Annotated in this window: 18 protein-coding genes; 11 read left to right on the forward strand and 7 right to left on the reverse strand. The window is 74.1% G+C overall.

Annotated elements, in window-relative coordinates; translation table 11 throughout:
- Window positions 1–65 precede the first annotated feature (65 nt).
- Window positions 66–665 (forward strand): hypothetical protein, encoded by a 600-nt coding sequence (locus tag ACZ60B_RS26960; RefSeq protein WP_469391225.1) that lies wholly within the window; start codon window positions 66–68, stop codon window positions 663–665.
- 74 nt (window positions 666–739) lie between these two features.
- On the opposite strand, the gene ACZ60B_RS26965 is transcribed toward ACZ60B_RS26960, so the two are convergent.
- The 5 genes from ACZ60B_RS26965 to ACZ60B_RS26985 form a co-directional block, all read right to left on the reverse strand.
- Window positions 740–1,114: a roadblock/LC7 domain-containing protein gene (locus ACZ60B_RS26965; RefSeq protein WP_450663252.1), complete on the reverse strand. Its 375-nt coding sequence runs from the start codon at window positions 1,112–1,114 to the stop codon at window positions 740–742.
- A gap of 20 nt (window positions 1,115–1,134) precedes the next feature.
- Window positions 1,135–1,806: a roadblock/LC7 domain-containing protein gene (locus ACZ60B_RS26970; protein WP_469391227.1), complete on the reverse strand. Its 672-nt coding sequence runs from the start codon at window positions 1,804–1,806 to the stop codon at window positions 1,135–1,137.
- A gap of 46 nt (window positions 1,807–1,852) precedes the next feature.
- Window positions 1,853–2,671 (reverse strand): transcriptional regulator, encoded by an 819-nt coding sequence (locus ACZ60B_RS26975; RefSeq protein WP_469391229.1) that lies wholly within the window; start codon window positions 2,669–2,671, stop codon window positions 1,853–1,855.
- Window positions 2,668–3,075, reverse strand: a complete 408-nt coding sequence (locus ACZ60B_RS26980) for a hypothetical protein (protein WP_450663255.1) — start codon at window positions 3,073–3,075, stop codon at window positions 2,668–2,670. The genes ACZ60B_RS26975 and ACZ60B_RS26980 overlap by 4 nt, the downstream gene beginning before the upstream one ends.
- A 266-nt stretch (window positions 3,076–3,341) precedes the next feature.
- Window positions 3,342–4,760, reverse strand: coding sequence for a type III PLP-dependent enzyme domain-containing protein (locus ACZ60B_RS26985; protein ID WP_469391232.1), 1,419 nt, complete (start codon window positions 4,758–4,760; stop codon window positions 3,342–3,344).
- A 115-nt stretch (window positions 4,761–4,875) separates the two neighbouring features.
- Between ACZ60B_RS26985 and hutU the strand changes: the two genes are divergently transcribed.
- From hutU to hutI, 4 genes are all read left to right on the forward strand, one after another.
- Window positions 4,876–6,549, forward strand: a complete 1,674-nt coding sequence (hutU, locus tag ACZ60B_RS26990) for a urocanate hydratase (protein ID WP_469391234.1) — start codon at window positions 4,876–4,878, stop codon at window positions 6,547–6,549.
- Complete coding sequence (locus ACZ60B_RS26995; protein ID WP_469391236.1) at window positions 6,546–7,763, forward strand: allantoate amidohydrolase; 1,218 nt, start codon at window positions 6,546–6,548, stop codon at window positions 7,761–7,763. The genes hutU and ACZ60B_RS26995 overlap by 4 nt, the downstream gene beginning before the upstream one ends.
- Complete coding sequence (locus ACZ60B_RS27000) at window positions 7,760–9,118, forward strand: formimidoylglutamate deiminase (protein ID WP_469391238.1); 1,359 nt, start codon at window positions 7,760–7,762, stop codon at window positions 9,116–9,118. The genes ACZ60B_RS26995 and ACZ60B_RS27000 overlap by 4 nt, the downstream gene beginning before the upstream one ends.
- 62 nt (window positions 9,119–9,180) lie before the next feature.
- Window positions 9,181–10,365 (forward strand): imidazolonepropionase, encoded by a 1,185-nt coding sequence (gene hutI, locus ACZ60B_RS27005; RefSeq protein WP_469391240.1) that lies wholly within the window; start codon window positions 9,181–9,183, stop codon window positions 10,363–10,365.
- A 6-nt stretch (window positions 10,366–10,371) separates the two neighbouring features.
- Here hutI and ACZ60B_RS27010 read toward each other — a convergent pair whose 3' ends face one another.
- A complete protein-coding gene (locus ACZ60B_RS27010; RefSeq protein ID WP_469391242.1) occupies window positions 10,372–11,919 on the reverse strand; it encodes an RICIN domain-containing protein in 1,548 nt (515 codons plus the stop codon).
- 218 nt (window positions 11,920–12,137) lie between these two features.
- On the reverse strand, window positions 12,138–13,055 hold the full coding sequence (locus ACZ60B_RS27015; protein ID WP_469391244.1) for an RNA polymerase sigma factor SigF: 918 nt from the start codon (window positions 13,053–13,055) through the stop codon (window positions 12,138–12,140).
- A gap of 249 nt (window positions 13,056–13,304) precedes the next feature.
- On the opposite strand from ACZ60B_RS27015, the gene ACZ60B_RS27020 reads away from it, so the two are divergent.
- From ACZ60B_RS27020 to ACZ60B_RS27045, 6 genes are all read left to right on the forward strand, one after another.
- Entirely contained in the window at window positions 13,305–13,757 is a 453-nt protein-coding gene (locus ACZ60B_RS27020) for an STAS domain-containing protein (protein WP_469391246.1), read from the forward strand.
- Window positions 13,758–14,014: 257 nt separating this feature from the next.
- Complete coding sequence (locus tag ACZ60B_RS27025; protein WP_469391248.1) at window positions 14,015–14,551, forward strand: ATP-binding protein; 537 nt, start codon at window positions 14,015–14,017, stop codon at window positions 14,549–14,551.
- A gap of 300 nt (window positions 14,552–14,851) precedes the next feature.
- Window positions 14,852–15,565, forward strand: a complete 714-nt coding sequence (locus ACZ60B_RS27030) for an LPXTG cell wall anchor domain-containing protein (RefSeq protein WP_469391250.1) — start codon at window positions 14,852–14,854, stop codon at window positions 15,563–15,565.
- Window positions 15,566–15,602: 37 nt separating this feature from the next.
- Entirely contained in the window at window positions 15,603–16,439 is an 837-nt protein-coding gene (locus ACZ60B_RS27035) for a COG1470 family protein (protein ID WP_469391252.1), read from the forward strand.
- On the forward strand, window positions 16,436–17,617 hold the full coding sequence (locus tag ACZ60B_RS27040) for a hypothetical protein (protein ID WP_469391254.1): 1,182 nt from the start codon (window positions 16,436–16,438) through the stop codon (window positions 17,615–17,617). The genes ACZ60B_RS27035 and ACZ60B_RS27040 overlap by 4 nt, the downstream gene beginning before the upstream one ends.
- Window positions 17,618–17,691: 74 nt before the next feature.
- Window positions 17,692–18,933: a hypothetical protein gene (locus ACZ60B_RS27045; RefSeq protein ID WP_469391283.1), complete on the forward strand. Its 1,242-nt coding sequence runs from the start codon at window positions 17,692–17,694 to the stop codon at window positions 18,931–18,933.
- Window positions 18,934–19,030: the final 97 nt, after the last annotated feature.

The following is a 19,030-nucleotide window of genomic DNA, read 5'->3' on the forward strand; positions in this document are numbered from 1 at the left end:
TCTCACGTTCGCTCGCTAGCGTGTCCGCACTTGCAGGACTGTGCCGGTGGCGAGGAGGCGTTGACGTGGCACGCGGAAGTCAGGGGCGCGGAGGCCAGGGGCTGGCCCGGGTGGCCGTCGTGGTGCGGGCCGGAGCGGCGCCGCTGTGCGGCGCCGGAGTGTTCGCGGCGGGTGTCGGTGTCCTGGTGCCGGGCTTCACCGGCCGCCGGATCGGGGTCATGGCGGGGGCGGCGCTGTTCCTCGTCGCGGCCGCCGTGGTGTCGTACGGCCGGCGCAAGCGTTACGGCGCCCTCGCCCGCGGTGCCGCCCGGGCCGGCCGGCACGACGTGCTCCAGGACCGTGCGGTGACCGTGCGGAACTGGCGCCGCGCCCACCGCTGGTGGCTGCTGCTGGCCTTCGTGGCCGCGCTGGGCAGCTCCCTCGCGGTGCCCGCCGCCGGCGGACTGCTGCTGGTCGGCGCCGGTGTCGGGCTGCGGCTGAAGGCCGCCTGGCTCGGACGGCGCGAACGGGCCGAGGACATGCTGCTGTGGGTGCGGGTCGACTGGCTCGACGCGCGGGGCGGACGTCCGGCGGGCCCGGCCGTCAAGGGCTACCGCGGCACCGGCATCGCGGCGGGCGACGCGGCCCCGGGCGGGGCACGGCGCCACACCGCGGTGCTGGTGTAGCCGGTCGTTCACAAGGGCCCGGACGTCCGGATCGGGAGGACCGGACTCGGGAGGTCCGGTCCGGACGCCCGGGATCAGACTTCGAGGTCCTCCTCGATCTTCTTCAACTGGTGGCGGGCCATCGCCAGATTGGCGCGCTTGGCGTCCAGCACCAGATACATGAACAGACCGTTGCCCCCGCGTCCGCTGATCAGCCGGATCAGGTGGTACTGGTCGGACAGGGTGATCAGGATGTCCTCGATCTGGGCCTTGAGGCCCAGATGTTCCATCGTGCGCATCTTGGCGCGTACGACGTCGGTGTTGCCGGCGGCCGCGACGTTCAGGTCGAAGCCCTTGCTGCCGCCCATCGTGCCCAGCGCCATTCCGCTGGTGTAGTCGACGAGCGCGACTCCGGTCGCGCCCTCGATGGACGAGAGCGCCTCTTTGAGCGTGGTCTCGGTGTTGGCCATGACTGAGTCTCCTCGTTCTCTCAACTTTCGGTGGTGGTACGCGCGTTGCTGGTGGTGCGTGGCGCGCGAGGGGTTCTGGTCCGGGCGGCGGACTTGGCCGGCGTCTTGGCCGGTGTCCTGGGTGCCGGCTCGGGCCGTGGTTCGGCCGGAGCACCGGCCGACGGTTCGGCCGGAGGTCCGGTGGGGCCGGTGGGGCCGGTGGGGCCGGTCGGCGGTCCGACGGGCCCCACCGCCGGAGGCCTGTCGGGGGGCGGGGGAGCGGCGGGGCCCGAGGCGGCGGGCGGCAGGGCGGGCGCGGTCCGGGGCACGGCGGTGGCCGCCGTCTCCGCGTCGACGAGCTCGCCGATCCGGACCCCCGACCGGCGGCCCTCCAGATGCAGCCGGCCGACGTTGACACGGTCCTGGGCGAGCAGCGTCAGCACGGCGCCGCGGCCCGCCGGGTACGCGGCGACATAGCCGTACACCCCACGCACGAGCAGCTCACGGAACTCGCCCTGGCCGGTCGCGTCCGACAGTCGCGCCACGACGCCGAGTGCCGTGGCGGTGAGCGCGGCCACCGTCTCCGGCGCCACGCCGGGGGTGTCCTGGGCGAGGACGTGACCGTCCGCGCTCGCCACGAGGGCGCCGGTCAGCTGGGGCACCCGGGCCCTCAGCCGGCACAGCTCCTCGCGTATGTCGGGCTCGGCCGCCATCAGCTCTCTCCTTTCGGCACGGGGTCGCTGTCGCGGGCTCTGCCGCTCAAAGGGCCTCCAGCGCATCCCTGAGCCTCTTCAGCAGCGTGATGTCGGGATCGGACACGGAAAGGACCGAGGGGACGGGCGGGGGCACCCGGACGGGCGGCGGCTGGGGCGTCACCAGCCCGGCCGCCGCCAGCCGCCGTACGTCCACCAGCGTGTGGAACGCCTGTCTGCCCAGCTCCCGAGCGATGTCGGTCGCGGTGCGCACACCGTTCACCAGGGTGAGCACGGCCGTCTGGCGGGCGGTGACCGCGGGCGCCGCCGCCGGGGCGACCCGGACCAGCGGTGCGCTGTCGGCCAGCGGATCCGGCCACACGCGCCGCAGCAGCTCGCGCCTGCGGAGCGTCTCGCGCTCCACGACGTCCACGGTGACCGGGCGCACGGCCCCGGGCTGGTGTCCGCCGCCGTAACGGAAGCGGCCCGGGGTGCTGCTCGGCGCGAGGGCGAAGTAGGCGGCGTCGAACAGCGCCCCCAGGTGGCACAGTTCCAGCGCGCCCGCGGTGAGCCGGCCGCGGTCGACCACCAGCCGGACGGCGCCGGGTTTGCTGCCGGTCTGGGCCAGTGCCTCCTGCCAGGTCGTGGCGTCGAGCGTGCCGTGGGTGGTCAGGAGCACGTCGAAGCCGGGTGCGTGCGGGCTCTCGGCGTGCACCACCTCGCCCTCGGCGAGGTGGAGCGTGCCGTGCTCGCGGACGAGGACGCCGGTGGCCCGCTCTGCGGCGAGCCGGGTGAGCATCGGGGAGAGGCCGCCCGCCCCCTCGTGCGCCGCGGACCGGTCCCGCACCGGCAGCCGGGGCGGCGGAGTGGTGCCGATCACGGTCATCCGAGCACCAGCCGTCCGGCCATCTCGCCCAGCCGGATGCGGGCCAGCGCGAGGTTGCCCTCCGCGCGGGCCAGCCACACGTGCAGGAACACGCTGCTGTCGAACGGTGTGGGCACGAACCGCAGCAGGTGGTAGCTGTCGCGGTTGCTGAGGATCAGATCCTCGACCGGCAGCGCCGTGGCGCCGCCCGGTGCCCCGGCGCCGCCGTCGCCGGGCGCGAACGCCCGGTGCTCGGCGGCCAGCCGGGCCAGCTCCGCGGCCTCGACGGCGGCCGCCTCGTGGTCGCCGCCCGGTGACTCCCCGACGACACCCAGGGCCAGCCCGCTGGTCCAGTCGACCAGTGCCGCGCCCCGGGCGCCGGGCAGCCGCATCGCTTCCAGTAGGCACTCGTCGATTCCGGGCACCGTAGCTCCCCTCCCACCTTGGGGTCCGGCTGAGTGACCATGAAACTACGCACCGTCGTGGGCGACTGGTGGGGATATGGCATTTCCCGGTGGAACATGCTGAGGGTGGCTAGGGTGGGTCGGCTGTGCAGGTTTTCCTACGGGATGACCTGCATGCTCACCTGCGTATCCGTCCGTACGCCGTCGCCGGGCGCCCTCGCCCGGTCCGCACCCGCGCCCGTCCCGGCTCTCCGGCCACCCGTACGGGTGGCGGGGTCAGCCGGAGTTCACCCGTGCGGGCGAGCGCGTCCGGAGGCGTGCAGGGTGGTGAGCGCCGACACGTGCGCCCCTCCCGACTCGGCGACGATCTCCTCGACCGTCTGCGGCTCGCGCACCGTCGCGAAGACCGTCCGGCCGCCGTCGTCCGCGGCGAAGCCGTAGATGCCCGGCCGGGCGAGCGAGTTGTAGGCGTAGTGGTGCGCGAAGCAGTACGCGCCCGTGTCCAGCGCCGCCGCGTGGTCCCCCTGCTCCAGCCGTGGCAGCACCTGGCCACGGGCCAGCAGGTCGCCCGCGAAGCAGGCCGGTCCGGCCACGTCCTGCACGACCGCGGGACCCTGCTTGGGCCGTCCCTTCGCGTCGTACCCGGCGATCCGCAGCGGCCAGGACTCCGGCGCGTACACCGTCCGGGTCGCCACCTGCACGCCCGCATGGGTGACCGCCACCCGGCGCCCCCCGGCGCTCTTGGTGTACTCCACCCGCGCCACCACCGTCCCGTGCTTGGCCAGCAGCGACCGCCCGAACTCGGTGACCAGTCCGTACCGCCCGTCGAACAGCCCCGGCACCGCCTCGCGCAGCAGCCGCGCGTACTGCGCGTACGTCGGGGCCGTCGCGTCCGAGCCGAAGTTCACCGGCAGTCCGCCGCCGATGTCGATCGTGTCGATCTGCGGCCGCCCGATCCGCCGGTTGATCTCCTCGGCGAGCGAGTGGACCTCCGCCACACCGCGCGCCATCAGCGACAGCGGGATGCCCTGCGACCCGGTGTGCGTGTGCAGCCGGCTCAGCCACGGCCGGTCCATGAAGGCCCGCACGACCCACTCGCGCGCCCCCTCGTCGCGCAGCGCCACCCCGAACTTCGAGGTGGCCGTGGCCGTGGACAGCGCCTCGATGGAGCCCGCGCCGAGCTGCGGGTTCACCCGGACGCCGAGCGGGGAGCGGCTGCCGGCCGACCGCACGAGGGCGTCGAGGCGCTCCAGTTCCTGCGGGTTGTCGGCGTTGACGGCGATGCCGAGCGCCAGTGCCTCGCGCAGTTCGGCGGGGGTCTTCGCGGGTGAGTCGAGCACGGTGCGGGCGGGCGGCATCCCGGCCGCCCGCGCCAGCGCCAGCTCGCCGGGGCTGGCCACCTCCGCGCCGACGCCCTCCCCGCGCAGCAGCCGCAGCACCGGCACCAGCGGGGTCGCCTTCACCGCGAAGGCGTGCAGCACGGGTGTGCCGGGCGCCACCACGGCGTCGAACGCGGCCCGCAGCGCCGCCGCCGACTCCCTGACGCCGGTGACGTCGAGCAGGGCGACGACCGGGGTACCGGGGCCGAGCAGTCCCTGTTCCACCGCGGCCCGCACCGCGTCGTCGCGCCGTGCGACCCGGTCGTCCCCGCTGCCGTCGTCGTCCACTGCGTCCCCCGTCGGGTCGGCCCGCGACTCGGATGCCATGCATTCAGCCAAACACCCGCGACCCGCCCGCGTCGACGGCCCCATGTGTTGACTAGTTCTATTCAGATAGTCAGGATGTGAATAACGACGGCAACAATCCGCCAGGAGGCAGACCATGTCAGGACCCCGCCCGGTACGAGCCCCGCGTGGTACGGAACTGAGCGCCCTGGGATGGCAGCAGGAAGCCGCCCTGCGGATGCTCCAGAACAACCTCGACCCGGAGGTGGCCGAGCACCCCGACAAGCTCGTCGTCTACGGCGGCACCGGCAAGGCCGCCCGTGACTGGCGCTCCTTCGACGCCATGGTCCGCACCCTGCGGACGCTGAAGCAGGACGAGACCATGCTGGTCCAGTCCGGCCGCCCGGTCGGCGTCATGCAGACCCACGAGTGGGCCCCGCGCGTCCTCATCGCCAACTCCAACCTGGTCGGCGACTGGGCCAACTGGGAGGAGTTCCGCCGCCTGGAGCAGCTCGGCCTGACCATGTACGGCCAGATGACGGCCGGCTCCTGGATCTACATCGGCACCCAGGGCATCCTCCAGGGCACCTACGAGACCTTCGCCGCGGTCGCCGCGAAGAAGTTCGGCGGCACCCTCGCGGGCACGATCACCCTCACCGCCGGCCTCGGCGGCATGGGCGGCGCCCAGCCCCTCGCCGTGACGATGAACGACGGCGTCGCCATCTGCATCGACTGCGACCCGCGCGCCATCGAGCGCCGCATCGAGCACCGCTACCTGGACGTACGCGCCGACTCCCTGGAGCACGCCCTCCAGCTCGCCGTCGAGGCCCGTGACCAGCGCAGGCCGCTTTCCATCGGCCTGCTCGGCAACGCGGCGGAGCTGTTGCCGCGGATGCTCGCCGAGGGCGCACCCGTCGACATCGTGACCGACCAGACCTCGGCCCACGACCCGCTGGCCTACCTCCCGGTCGGCGTCGACTTCGACGACATGGCCGACGCGGCCGCCAAGGACCCGGCGGGCTTCACCACCCGCGCCCGCGAGTCCATGGCCCGGCACGTGGAGGCGATGGTCGGCTTCATGGACGCCGGTGCCGAGGTCTTCGACTACGGCAACTCCATCCGCGGCGAGGCCCAGCTCGCCGGGTACGAGCGGGCGTTCGCCTTCCCCGGCTTCGTCCCCGCCTACATCCGCCCCCTCTTCTGCGAGGGCAAGGGCCCCTTCCGCTGGGCGGCCCTGTCCGGCGAGGCCTCGGACATCCACAAGACGGACAAGGCGATCCTCGACCTCTTCCCGGAGAACGAGTCGCTGCACCGCTGGATCAAGATGGCCGGCGAGCGCGTCCACTTCCAGGGCCTGCCCGCCCGCATCTGCTGGCTCGGCTACGGCGAGCGCGACAAGGCCGGCGAGCGCTTCAACGACATGGTGGCCTCCGGCGAGCTCGCCGCCCCCCTCGCCATCGGCCGCGACCATCTCGACTGCGGTTCCGTCGCCTCCCCGTACCGCGAGACCGAGGCCATGCTCGACGGCTCCGACGCGATCGCCGACTGGCCGCTGCTGAACGCCATGGTGAACGTCGCCTCCGGCGCGTCCTGGGTCTCCCTCCACCACGGCGGCGGTGTCGGCATGGGCCGCTCCATCCACGCCGGCCAGGTCTCCGTCGCCGACGGCACCAAGCTGGCGGGCGAGAAGATCCGCCGGGTGCTCACCAACGACCCGGGCATGGGCGTCATCCGGCACGTCGACGCCGGGTACGACATCGCCGAGTCCGTCGCGGACGAGCGCGGGGTCCGGGTGCCGATGCGCGAAGGCCAGGAAGAGGCCTCCGCGTGACGTTCCACAGCATGTGGGCGGAGCTGCTGCCGATCGGCCGCAGCTCCGCCTCCGGCGGCTACCGCCGCTTCGCCTGGACCGCCGCCGACGCCGAGTGCCGGGCCTGGTTCGAGGAGCAGGCCCGCTCCCGCGGGCTGACCTACGAACTCGACCGCAACGGCAACCAGTGGGCCTGGCTCGGCGACCCCGCCCAGGGGGACGCGGTGGTCACCGGGTCGCACCTCGACTCCGTGCCCGACGGCGGTGCCTTCGACGGGCCGCTGGGCGTGGTGTCCTCCTTCGCGGCCCTGGACGAGCTGCGCGCCCGCGGCGCACGGCTCGACCGGCCGCTGGCCGTCGTCAACTTCGGTGACGAGGAGGGCGCCCGGTTCGGGCTGGCCTGCGTCGGCTCCCGGCTCACCGCAGGAGCGCTCACCGTCGAGCAGGCGCACCGCCTCACCGACGGCGACGGCATCACCCTGCCGCAGGCGATGGAGGCCGCGGGGCACGACCCCGAGACCATCGGCCCCGACCCCGAACGGCTCGCCCGGATCGGCGCCTTCGTCGAGCTGCACATCGAGCAGGGGCGGGCGCTGGACCTGTCCGGCGACCGGGTCGGCATCGCCAGCGCCATCTGGCCGCACGGACGCTGGCGGTTCGACTTCCGCGGCGAGGCCAACCACGCCGGCACCACCCGGCCGGCCGACCGGCGCGACCCCATGCTGCCGTACGCCGAGACCGTCCTCGCCGCCCGCCGCGAGGCCGAACTCGCCGGAGCCGTCGCCACCTTCGGCAAGATCTCCGTCGAGCCGAACGGTGTCAACGCCATCCCCTCCCTGGTGCGCGGCTGGCTCGACTCGCGGGCCGCCGGGCAGGAGGCCCTCGACACCGTGCTCGCCGGCATCGAGAAGGCGGCCCGCGCCCACGCCGAGAGCCACGGCGTCGACCTGGACATCGTCCGCGAGTCGTTCACGCCGGTCGTCGAGTTCGACCACGCCCTGCGCGACGAACTCGCCCGCATCCTGGGCACCGACACCGATCTGAAGGTGCCCGTCCTCGGCACCGGAGCGGGACACGACGCCGGCATCCTCTCCGGCAGCGTCCCGACCGCCATGCTGTTCGTGCGCAACCCCACGGGCGTCTCGCACTCCCCGTCCGAGTCCGCGGCCGAGGACGACTGCACGGCCGGGGTGAGCGCGCTCGCCGACGTACTGGAAGGGCTGGCCCGCAGGTGAACCGGAACCACCCGCAGACCCACACACGGACGTACTGGCTGGAGCACGCCTGGCTCGACACCCATGTCGAGCCGGGCGTGGCCCTGGAGGTGTCCGACGGCCGGATCACGGCCGTCCGCACCGGCGTCGCCACCCCGCCGCCCGGCGCCGAGATCCTGCGCGGCCTCACCCTCCCCGGCCTCGCCAACGCCCACAGCCACGCCTTCCACCGCGCCCTGCGCGGCACCGTCCAGGTGGGGTCCGGCACCTTCTGGACCTGGCGCGAGGTGATGTACTCCGTCGCCGACCGGCTGACCCCGGAGACCTACCACGCGCTCGCCCGCGCCGTGTACGCCGAGATGGCACTGGCGGGCATCACCGCGGTCGGCGAGTTCCACTACGTGCACCACGCCCCGGGCGGCACCCCCTACGCCGACCCCAACGCGATGGGGGAGGCCCTGATCGCGGCCGCCGCCGAAGCCGGCGTGCGCATCACCCTCCTCGACACCGCCTACCTCTCGGCCGGCTTCGGCGAGCCGCCCAGCCACCACCAGCTGCGCTTCTCCGACGGCAGCGCGGCCGCCTGGGCCGAACGCTGTTCGGCTCTCAAGGAACGGGATCACGTACGGATCGGGGCCGCGATCCACTCCGTCCGGGCCGTGCCCGCGGACCAGCTGGCCACCGTGGCGCGGTGGGCCCAGGAGCGGCGTGCCCCGCTGCACGTGCACCTGTCCGAGCAGACCGCCGAGAACGACGCCTGCCGGGCCGCCCACGGCCGCACCCCGACGCAGCTGCTCGCCGACCACGGCGTGCTCGGCCCGCACACCACCGGCGTGCACAACACCCACCTCACCGACACCGACATCGCGCTGCTCGGCGACTCGGGCACCGGCACCTGCATGTGCCCCACCACCGAACGCGACCTGGCCGACGGCATCGGCCCCGCGGTCGCCCTCCAGCGGGCCGGCTCCCCGCTCTCCCTCGGCTCCGACAGCCACGCCGTCATCGACCTGCTCGAAGAGGCGCGCGCGATGGAGCTGAACGAGCGGCTGCGCACCCGCACCCGCGGCCACTGGACGGCCGCCGCACTGCTGCGCGCCGCCTCCGCCGACGGCCACACCGCACTGGGCTGGACCGACGCGGGCGTCCTCCGGCCGGGCGCCCTCGCCGACTTCACGACGGTCGCGCTCGACTCGGTCAGGACAGCGGGACCGGTGCCCAGGCTCGGCGCCGAGACGGCCGTATTCGCGGCGACCGCCGCGGACGTACGCCACACGGTCGTCGGTGGACGCCAGGTCGTACGGGACGGGGCGCACACGCTCGTCCCCGACGTGCCGCGCGAACTGGCGGCCGCCGTCGCGGCCCTGCACGCCTGACGGGCCGCCAGGCGCCCGCCCCCCGACCCGCATCCAGCCCCGCCGCCCCCCACGAGGACGCCATGAGCAGCAGCACGGTCAGCACCGTCGTCACCGACATCGCCACTCTGGTCACCAACGATCCCTCCCAGGGCGACGGCTCGCCGCTCGGTCTGGTCCGGGACGCGGCCGTCGTCATCGAGGGCGACCGTGTCGTGTGGACCGGTGAATCGAGCGAAGCACCCGCCACCGACAACCGGGTCGACGCCGGCGGCCGCACGATGCTGCCCGGCTTCGTCGACTCCCACTCCCACCTGGTCTTCGCGGGCGACCGCACCGAGGAGTTCAACGCCCGCATGTCCGGCCGGGCCTACAGCGCCGGCGGCATCCGCACGACCGTCGCGGCGACCCGGGCGGCCGGCGACGAGGACCTCGAACGCAACCTCACCCGCTACCTCGACGAGGCCCTGCGCCAGGGCACCACGACCTTCGAGACGAAGTCCGGCTACGGCCTGACGGTCGCCGACGAGGCCCGTGCGCTGCGCATCGCGGCCCGGCACACCGACGAGGTGACCTACCTGGGCGCGCACATCGTCCCGCCCGATTTCGCCGACGACCCGGCCGCCTACGTCGCCCTGGTCACCGGCGAGATGCTCGACGCCTGCGCCCCGTACGCCCGTTGGATCGACGTCTTCTGCGAGAAGGGCGCCTTCGACGGCGACCAGGCCCGCGCGATCCTCACGGCGGGCAAGGCCAAGGGCCTGCACCCGCGCGTCCACGCCAACCAGCTCTCCCACGGCCCCGGCGTGCAGCTCGCGGTCGAACTCGACGCGGCCAGCGCCGACCACTGCACCCACCTCACCGACGCCGACGTGGACGCCCTCGCGCACAGCCGTACCGTCGCCACCCTGCTGCCCGGCGCCGAGTTCTCCACCCGCGCGCAGTGGCCCGACGCCCGCCGCCTCCTGGACGCGGGCGTCACGGTCGCCCTGTCGACGGACTGCAACCCGGGATCGTCCTTCACGTCCTCCGTGCCCTTCTGCATCGCGCTCGCGGTACGGGACATGGGGATGACGCCGGACGAGGCGGTCTGGTCGGCCACGGCGGGCGGCGCGGCGGCCCTGCGCCGCGACGACGTCGGCCGGGTCGGCCCCGGCGCGTACGCCGACCTGACCCTCCTCGACGCGCCGAGCCATGTCCATCTCGCCTACCGGCCGGGCGTGCCCCTGGTCAGCGGGGTGTGGCGGCGGGGCACGCGGGTGCGCTGAGTCCGCTCAGGCGGATCCCGCCCGCCACCGCTGGGCCGGACCCCCGCTCAGCGGCTCCAGCGACACCCCGTCGCCGTAGGACTGCGGGGTCACCCCGGTCTCGATCGCGATCGCGGGGCGGATCACCCCGTCGTCGTCGACCGTGAAGGTGAGGTTCTGGCCGTTGCGGCCGTCGACCGAGTCGCAGTTCCAGACCCCGACGCCGTTGTCGACGTCGCCGCGGCTGTCGAGGCAGAAGTCCGGGTCGGCGTACGACTGGAGGACACCGCGGTCCGCGTCGACCCGCCAGCGCTGGGTGTCCGCGCCCGAACAGGGGGCGGTGACGACGTCCGTGCCGTTGTCGAAGTCCCCGCCGACGTCCAGACAGCGGCCCGTGGAGACGTTCACGACCTGGGCGTAGGCCGCGCCCGGCGGCCGCGCGGCGGGCGAGGGGGGCGGGGTCGGCGTCGGCCTGCGGGTGGTCGGCCTCGGGCGGGCCGAACTGTGGCTCGGCGACGGCGAGGTGCGCGTCGGGGACGCGGACGGGGCCGGCGCGGAGTACGTGGCCGTCGCCGTGACCGTCACCGCGGGGCTGGAGGGGAGGGTCGCCGCACCCGCCGACTGCTGCCGGTCCCGCGAGTCGTCCGACGAGTTCAGGAACAGCAGCAGCGGCACCAGGACCGCGCTGAGCGCCGCGGAGGCCACGACGATGCGGCGGGACTGCGGCCGGGTCCGGGGCGCGGACGGATCCGTGACGCCCGCGTCGACCCGCGGGACGGCGCGCGTCGCGGCAGCCGCGGCGGTCCGGGCGTACGCGGTGCCGCCCCACGGCAGCAGGCCCTCGGCCAGCGCCGTGCGCGGGTCGTCGCGCAGGGCGGACAGCTCCTCGTACGCGCTCGTGCAGTACGGACAGTGCGCCATGTGGGCGTGCAGGTCGGGACTGTGCCGGGGGTTGTCCGGCCGCGCGGACTCCTCGATCAGCCGGCGGAAGTCGCCGCAGCGCGGGTCGTCGGAGGCGGCCAGCCGGGCGCGCAGACAGGCCTGACCCAGCGCCAGCAGCGCCTGGGGGGTGCCGTGCCGGACGTCCCACTCGGTGAGCCCGAGGAATCCGGCGGTCCGGCTCTCCGGCTCCCGGTCCACGACGCCGTACCAGAGCAGGCCCTGCGCGCGGGACGGCAGGGAGCGGAACGCGGCGAGCATGGGCGGGACGGGGCCGCCCGGCCGGGCGGTGTTCAGGACCAGCAGCAGCCCGGAGTCGAGGCCGGCGGCCCGCCCGTCGGTGGCCCAGGACGCGGCCGAGCCGCCGGTGAGCAGCAGGAGCCGGTGCCGCAACGGGACGTCGGGGTCGGTGCCGCGGGCCGTCTCGCGGGCCGCGGCGGTGAAGGTCTGTGCCGCCAGCTGCCGTGCCGCGGCCTCGCCCGTCACGCACAGACGGGCGTAGGCGAGGACCGACGGCTGGTGGCGGGCCCGGAGTTCCTGGAGCGCCGGATAGGCGGACGCGGTGTCGGCGCGCAGCAGTTCGGTCAGCCGGGCGTCGGGCGCCCCCGCGTGGACATCGTCGCCGCCTTGTGCCATGTTCTCCGGCCCTCCTCGCACCCCGGCGGTCGCCCGACCGTCCTGACGTACCAGCCAGTTTGGGATGCCCATGGTGAGGGAGGAGAGGCTTTGGGTAAAGGGTTATCTCCGGGTAATCAAAGTGGCTGCTGGTGCGGGGAGTCGGGACAGTACCGAGCACCCGTCACTCCCCGGCCGTCACCCGACGACCGGCACGCCGCGGCTGTCCACCGCGGCCGTCACTCCTCGGCCGTCAGGCCCTTCCGCAGCCGCACCAGCGTCCGTGACAGCAGGCGCGACACGTGCATCTGGGAGATGCCGAGTTCCTCGCCGATCTGCGACTGGGTCATGTTGGCGACGAAGCGCAGCGAGAGGATGTGCCGGTCCCGCGGCGGCAGTCCGGCGATCAGCGGCTTCAGGGACTCGACGTACTCGATGCCCTCGATCCCGTGGTCCTCGTACCCGATGCGGTCGGCGAGCGTCCCCTCGGAGTCGTCCTCCTCGGGCTGCGCGTCCAGTGACGCGGCGGTGTACGCGTTCGACGCCGCCATGCCCTCCACGACCTGGTCCTTGTCGATGCCGAGGTGCTCGGCGAGCTCCGCCACCGTCGGGGCGCGGTCGAGCCGCTGGGCCAGTTCGTCGCCGGCCTTGGCCAGGTCGAGCCGGAGTTCCTGGAGCCGGCGCGGGACGCGCACGGACCAGGAGGTGTCGCGGAAGAAGCGCTTGATCTCGCCGATGACGGTCGGCATCGCGAAGGTGGGGAACTCGACGCCGCGGGCCAGGTCGAAGCGGTCGATCGCCTTGATCAGGCCGATGGTGCCGACCTGGACGATGTCCTCCATCGGCTCGCTGCGCGAGCGGAAGCGGGAGGCGGCGAACTTGACCAGGGCGAGGTTGAGTTCGACGAGGGTGTTACGGACGTACGAATACTCGTGCGTCCCTTCCTCGAGTGACTCCAGTCGCTCGAACAGCGTCTTGGACAGGGCCCGCGCGTCGACGGGGCCGACCTCTTCGTACGGCGGGATCTCCGGAAGCCCGGCGAGCGCGTCGTCCTGCGGGACGGGCGCGGGGTGGTTCCGCTCGATGGGATCCAGATGTTCCGGAAGGGGTGTCGGCGTCGTCCGATGGGTATGCGACGCGTCGAGCCGGGGTGACATGATGTCCTCCATCGTTCTCGGCATATGGCTGCCGAAGCCAGTGCTGCACAGCGGTGTGCGGCGCCTCCAAAGCCGGCCGTGTCGGGTGCGTGTCTCTACTAGCCCTACCCGTTCCACCGAGTTCACCGCAAGTCCGTTTCAGTGGGAAATGTCCGTTTGTGGGCGGTTGTTCGGGTGTCGGGGTGTGTGGAGAAGGCGTAGTGTTCGAGAGCATCTGTCAGTAGTCACGAGCTCGGGAGTGGGAGAGGCATGGACCGCGGGACGGTCGGCAGTGCACAGTCGGGCCGGCTTCTGGTGGAGGTGCGGGAAGAGGGCTCCAGCGCCGTCGTGACACCGGTGGGTGAGCTCGATCACCACACCGCCGATCTGTTGCGCGACCCGCTCGACGACTGCCTCTCCAAGGGCTTCGGCAAGCTGGTCGTGGACTGCTCACGCCTGGAGTTCTGCGACTCCACGGGGTTGAACGTGCTCCTGGGCGCGCGGCTGAAGGCGGAGGCCGCCGGGGGCGGGGTGCACCTCGCGGGGATGCTGCCCGTGGTGGCGCGCGTGTTCGAGATCACCGGGGCCGAGGCGGTCTTCGCCGTCCACGACTCGGTCGATTCGGCTCTGGCCGACGACGGCGCGAACGGCGCCGACGGCGGCGATGTGACGAAGGACACCGGAGGTGGCCGTGCGGCGGGGGACTCCGGCGAGTCGGCCTGAGCCGGTCCGCGGACCGGCCGTCGGCGCTCCCGGCCCTCGCGTCCGGGTGCGGTCCGGCCGCCGCCCGGGTGAACCTGTGCGTCCGCTCGTGGAGGGGGCTTCGGGTGACCTCGGCTCGTACCGACAGGGGGGTGTTCGGTCCGTCCGGTCGGGCAGGAGACATCCTGACCGTGTCGGCGCCGCGTCGACGGAATCGCCGTCGATCTACGTACTGACTCTTGAATCGTGAACTGGTGAATCGGTGAGGTGAAGCGCTGATGAGCACCACCCGGCCCTGCTCGCCGGGCGACCGAGGCCCGGAGCCGATCGGCGCTTCGGGGGCGTCCGAGGGTGACGTGCCAGGTGGCGGCATGTCCCGCGAGGACGCGGTCGCGTCGTCGACGGGACGTCAGGTCCGCCGGCTGAGCCTGGAAGGCCAGAGCGGCGTCGTGCCGCTCGCCCGCGACTTCGCGCGCCAGGCGCTGTACGCGTGGGGCTGGTTGCCGGCCGCCACCGCGGACCGCCGGGCGGCCGCCGAGGACGTGCTGCTCGTCGTGTCCGAGCTGGTCACCAACGCCTGCCTGCACGCCGAGGGACCCGAGTCGCTCCGGATCTCCTGCGACAACAAGGTCATCCGGGTCGAGGTCGTCGACCGCGGCGCCGGCCAGCCGGCTCCCCGCAGCCCGCACCGCGCCGGCCGGCCCGGGGGGCACGGCATGTTCATCGTGCAGCGGCTGTGTCTGGACTGGGGGGTCGTCCGCGCGCCGGGCGTGACCGGCAAGACCGTGTGGGCGGAACTGGGCGCGCCGGCGTGAGCCGGTGAGGGACCGTTCCGCCGCGCCCGGTCCCGGGGGAGTCGCCCCCCTCGGGGCCTGACCGCCCCTCAGGCCCCGGCCGACCCTGCGTCCCTGATCGCCCCCAGACCCTTACCCGCGGTTACCTTCAGGTCGCACCCTCGGGCCGGGCTCCCGTTCCGGGCTCCCCGGCCGCTCGCGCGACCCCCGCCCCGCGTCCACCGGACCGGCGCAACTCCGGTGTGCGCCTTGTCTTCCCTCCTCGCGGCCCCGGGCGTACCTTGACGGCCGATCTGATGTGCCGTCAGAAACGAGGGGACCGTGTCGTACCAGAAACGAACCGCCGCGTTCGCGTCCGTCGCGGCCCTGGCCGGCTCGGCGGTCCTGCTCACCGCCCCGGCGGCCCGGGCCGAGGTCGTGAACGTCAACTACCAGTGCAAGACGCCCATCGGCGACAAGAGCGCCGTCTCGCCCATCGACATCAAGGGCGTCAAGAGCGGCAGCGGCTACCGGATCACCATGTCCTGGCAGAAGGGCGTCTCGTCCAGCCCGGTCGAACTGGGCAAGGGCGCGATGAACCCGAGCGCCACCGTCAGGCTGGGCGGCGCCGACAGCGGCACCCTCACCGTCACGGGCGCCGCCAACCAGGCCGCGATCCCGGCCAACACACCGATAAAGATCAATGACTTGAGCGGGACGTACACCCCGAAGAAGACCGGCAAGGTCACCTTCACGGCGGGCGTGCTCACCATCAAGGCGCTCGGCACGACCACCACGTGCACGCCCTCCGGCAACCCCGGGCCCTCGCTCTCCCTCGACGTGACCCCGGCGGGCGGCGGCACGAGCGGCGGCTCGACCGGGAGCACGAGCGGGGGCACACACAGCGACAGCGGTTCCGGTACGGCCCTTCCGCAGACCGGGCCCGCGGACTCGGCCGTCGCCCTCGGCACGCTCGGCGGCACGGTGTTCCTGGCCGGCGCGGCGGGCGTGCTGTGGCTGACACGCCGTGACCGGACGGCACGGCAACGCCACTGACCGTCCGTCGCGACGCCCCTGCCCGATGGAGCCGCCGATGTCGTACGCCGCCCGTGTCCTGCCCCTGTCCGTCCTGCTGCTGCTGGGTGCCGCGCCCGCCGACGGCGGCTGGTCGGCCGCGCCCGCGGGCGGCGGCCGCCCCGCCTTCTACGTGGAGGGCGCGCCCGGCGCCGTCCAGCAGGACACGGTGTCCCTGACCAACCGCGGACAGCGCCCGGTCACCGTACGGCTGCGCGGGACCGGTGTGCCGGTGACCTTCGCCGGTGCCGAGGTGCGCGTCCCCGCCCGCACCCGGGCCGACGTCCCCTTCACGGTGACCGTCCCGGCGGACGCGGCCCCCGGCGACCGCTCCGGCACGATCGTGGCGCGCGGCGGCGACGGCCGTACGGCGACGGTGCCGCTGCGACTGCGGGTCGGCGGGCCCGAGTTGTCCGCGCTGACCGTCGAACACGTCACCGTGCGCGCCGACCGCATCACCTACGAACTGGTCAACCGTGGCACCACGGTGCTCGCCCCGCGGCTGGCGGTGCGCGCGGACGGCGTGTTCGGCCGCCGGCTCCTGGACCGCGCCCCGCGCGCCCTGCCCGTCGAACTGCCTCCGGGGCGACGGCTGAAGCTCAGCGAACCCTGGCCCGGCCGGCCCGTCCTCGACGCGGTGGACGTGACGCTGACCGCGACGGCGGCGGGCGGCGCCCGGGACACGGCGAGCGGGTCGGCGCGGTTCGTGCCCTGGGGCGCGGTCGGCGGGACGGCGGGCGTGGCGGGGGCGGCCGCCGCCGGACTTCTCGTCGTACGGCGGCGCGGGGCCCGTACGGCGCGCCCCGGGGTGCGGCGGCCGGGTGCGCGGGTCGAGTCGACGGGAGGGCTGCGATGAGCGGCGGACAGCGGATCGGGGTACTGGTGGTGGCGTTCGCGGCACTGCTCCTGCTGACCCCCACGGCACCGGCGGCGGCCGCCGGGCCCACCGTCCAACTGTCGCAGGCGCAGGCCGGAACCGGCGGTTCGATCACCGTCAGCGGCAGCGGCTGGCGGTCGCACGCCCTGCTGATGCTGCTGGTGTGCGGGCGGTCGGCGCCCTCGCGGGGCGTGCTCGGCGGCACCAACTCCTGCGCGAACGCCGACGGACGGGCCGTCACCACCGACGCCGACGGCCGCTTCAGCCGCGTGCTGCCGGTGACCGAACCGCCGGTGCCGTGCCCGTGCGTGGTGCATGTGGCCACCGTGACCGGCGCGAAGGCGCAGGCCGACGCGGTCCTGCGGGTGGCCGGGCATCCGGTGCGGCCGCTGCCCGCGCCGACCGGCGGCGGACGGCTGTCCGTCCTCACCGACATCCGGCTCGACGGATCGAGCGGCGTGCTGACCTGGTTCGGCGCCCCGCCCTCCCGCACGCTGGTCCTCACCGTCGGCAACGTCGGCTCCGACGCCGTGACGGACCCGGTCTTCCGGGTCGGCGTCTCCCACGGTGTGTTCGCCCCGCAGTGGGACGAGCAGCAGTGGCGGGGCACCCTCGCGCCCGGCGGGAAGGCACGGATCAGGCTGCCGGTCGAGCTCTCCGCCGGCGCGCACGGCGACTACACCGTCTCCCTCGCGTACGACGGGCGGGTGCTCGGCGAGCAGCCGTGGGGCGTCGGCCGCCCCTGGGGCGTGACCCTGTTCTGGATCCTGCTCTGCGTGGTCGTACCGGTGGCGGTGTTCCGGATCGGGATGGCGGTGGTGGACCGCGTCCGGCCGCACCGGGCACGACGGCCGCACCGGGCACGACGGCCGCGACGGGCGCACGGCGGCCGGTCCCCCGGCCGGGCGGCCCGTCTCCCGTGGCTGGCGGGGCTGCGCCGCGGCGACCGCACGGACGCGCCGGACGTGCCGGACGCACCGGACGCGCGGGACGGGTCGTACGCGAGCGCCACGACGGCCGCCGAGCCCGCCCCGACCTCGACCCTGCCGTGGTTCGTCCCGGACTCCGCTCCGGGCCCGGCGGCCGGTCGGCTCTCCGCACCGCACGACGACAACCCGGCGAGTCCTACGACTCCCGTCACGAAGGGACCCACGTGAGCATGCGAAGGAGAGTCACACCGGTGGGCCGCCCCGGCGGCGTACGCAGAGCCGGGGCGGCGGGGGCCGCGTTGATGCTGGGCGGGGCGGGACTCCTGCTGGGTGTGGCGGCGACGCCCGCCCAGGCCGCCGAGGTGTCGTTCGCGACGCACTGCGTGCCGCCCGCCGGCCTCGACCCCGTGGACGGCACCACCAAGGTCGAGATCACCGCGCCGGCCACCGCGAAGGTGGGCGACACGGTCGACGTGGTGTGGAAGTTCGTCCAGGCCGCGTCGAGGAACCCCGACATCATCGACCTGCCCGCGAACTCCGTGCAGCCGTCCGGCACCCTCGAGGCGGCCGGCGCGCAGAGCGCCGACATCGCGATGCAGGGGCCGCGCGAGAACCCGGCGATCCCCAAGGGCGCCGCCATGGTGCTGTCCGACATGAAGGGCACCCTGAAGCTCACGACGGCCGGGACGGTGACGCTGACCCCGGGCGCCTACACCGTCAACGCCATGTCGACGGACACCAGGTGCACACCGACGTCGACGGTGCAGCAGGCGGCGACCATCGAGGTGTCGGCGGGGAGCGGGGGCACGTCGAGCCCCTCGTCCAGCGCGACCGGGTCGCCCTCGGGGTCCCCGACGGTCACGGCGTCCCCGACCGGGTCCGCCTCGGCCTCCGCGTCCGCCTCGGCGAGCGACGGCACCGGGCAGACCGAGTTCACCGGCAAGCAGGTGCAGGTCCCGTACGCGTGCAGGACGCCCATCGGCGACAAGAACGCCACCTCGGCCGTGCAGATCGACGCCAGGAAGGACGGCGGGAACTTCGCGCTCACGGTGAAGTTCGGACAGTCGGTGATGGACAGCCCCGCGGACATCCCGGCGGGCTCGGTCAAGCCGTCGATGGAGGTCGTGCTCGGCGGCGCCGACCACGGCACGGTGCACGTGGAGGGCCCGCTCAACGCGGACGTGATCAAGTCCGGCGACCCGATCGAGATCCCCGACCTGACCGGCACCTACAAGCCGGGCGCGAGCGGTGAGTCGACGCTGTCCCCGGGCGTCCTGACGATCGAGGCCCTGGGTACGACCACGACCTGCACGCCGACGTCGTCCGAGGTCTCCCTGACCCTGGACACCACCGAGCAGGCGAGCGGCGCCTCCGGGTCCACCGGCTCCGGCAGCACCTCCTCCGGCAGCACCTCCACCGGCGGCCTCGCGGAGACGGGCGCGGGCGACCACGGCGCCCTGAAGGCCCTCGGCCTGGTCGCCGGGACGGCGATCCTGCTGGGCGGCGCGGTGTTCACGTTCATGCCGCGCCGACGGACGCGGTAGCGCGGCGGGTCCGCCCCGGCACGCGCGAGGGCCGCCGCACCCCGGTGGGGTGCGGCGGCCCTCGTACGGATCAGCCCCGGCCGGACGCCGGTGGGCG

It is taken from the genome of Streptomyces sp. NPDC104096 (assembly GCF_055584385.1).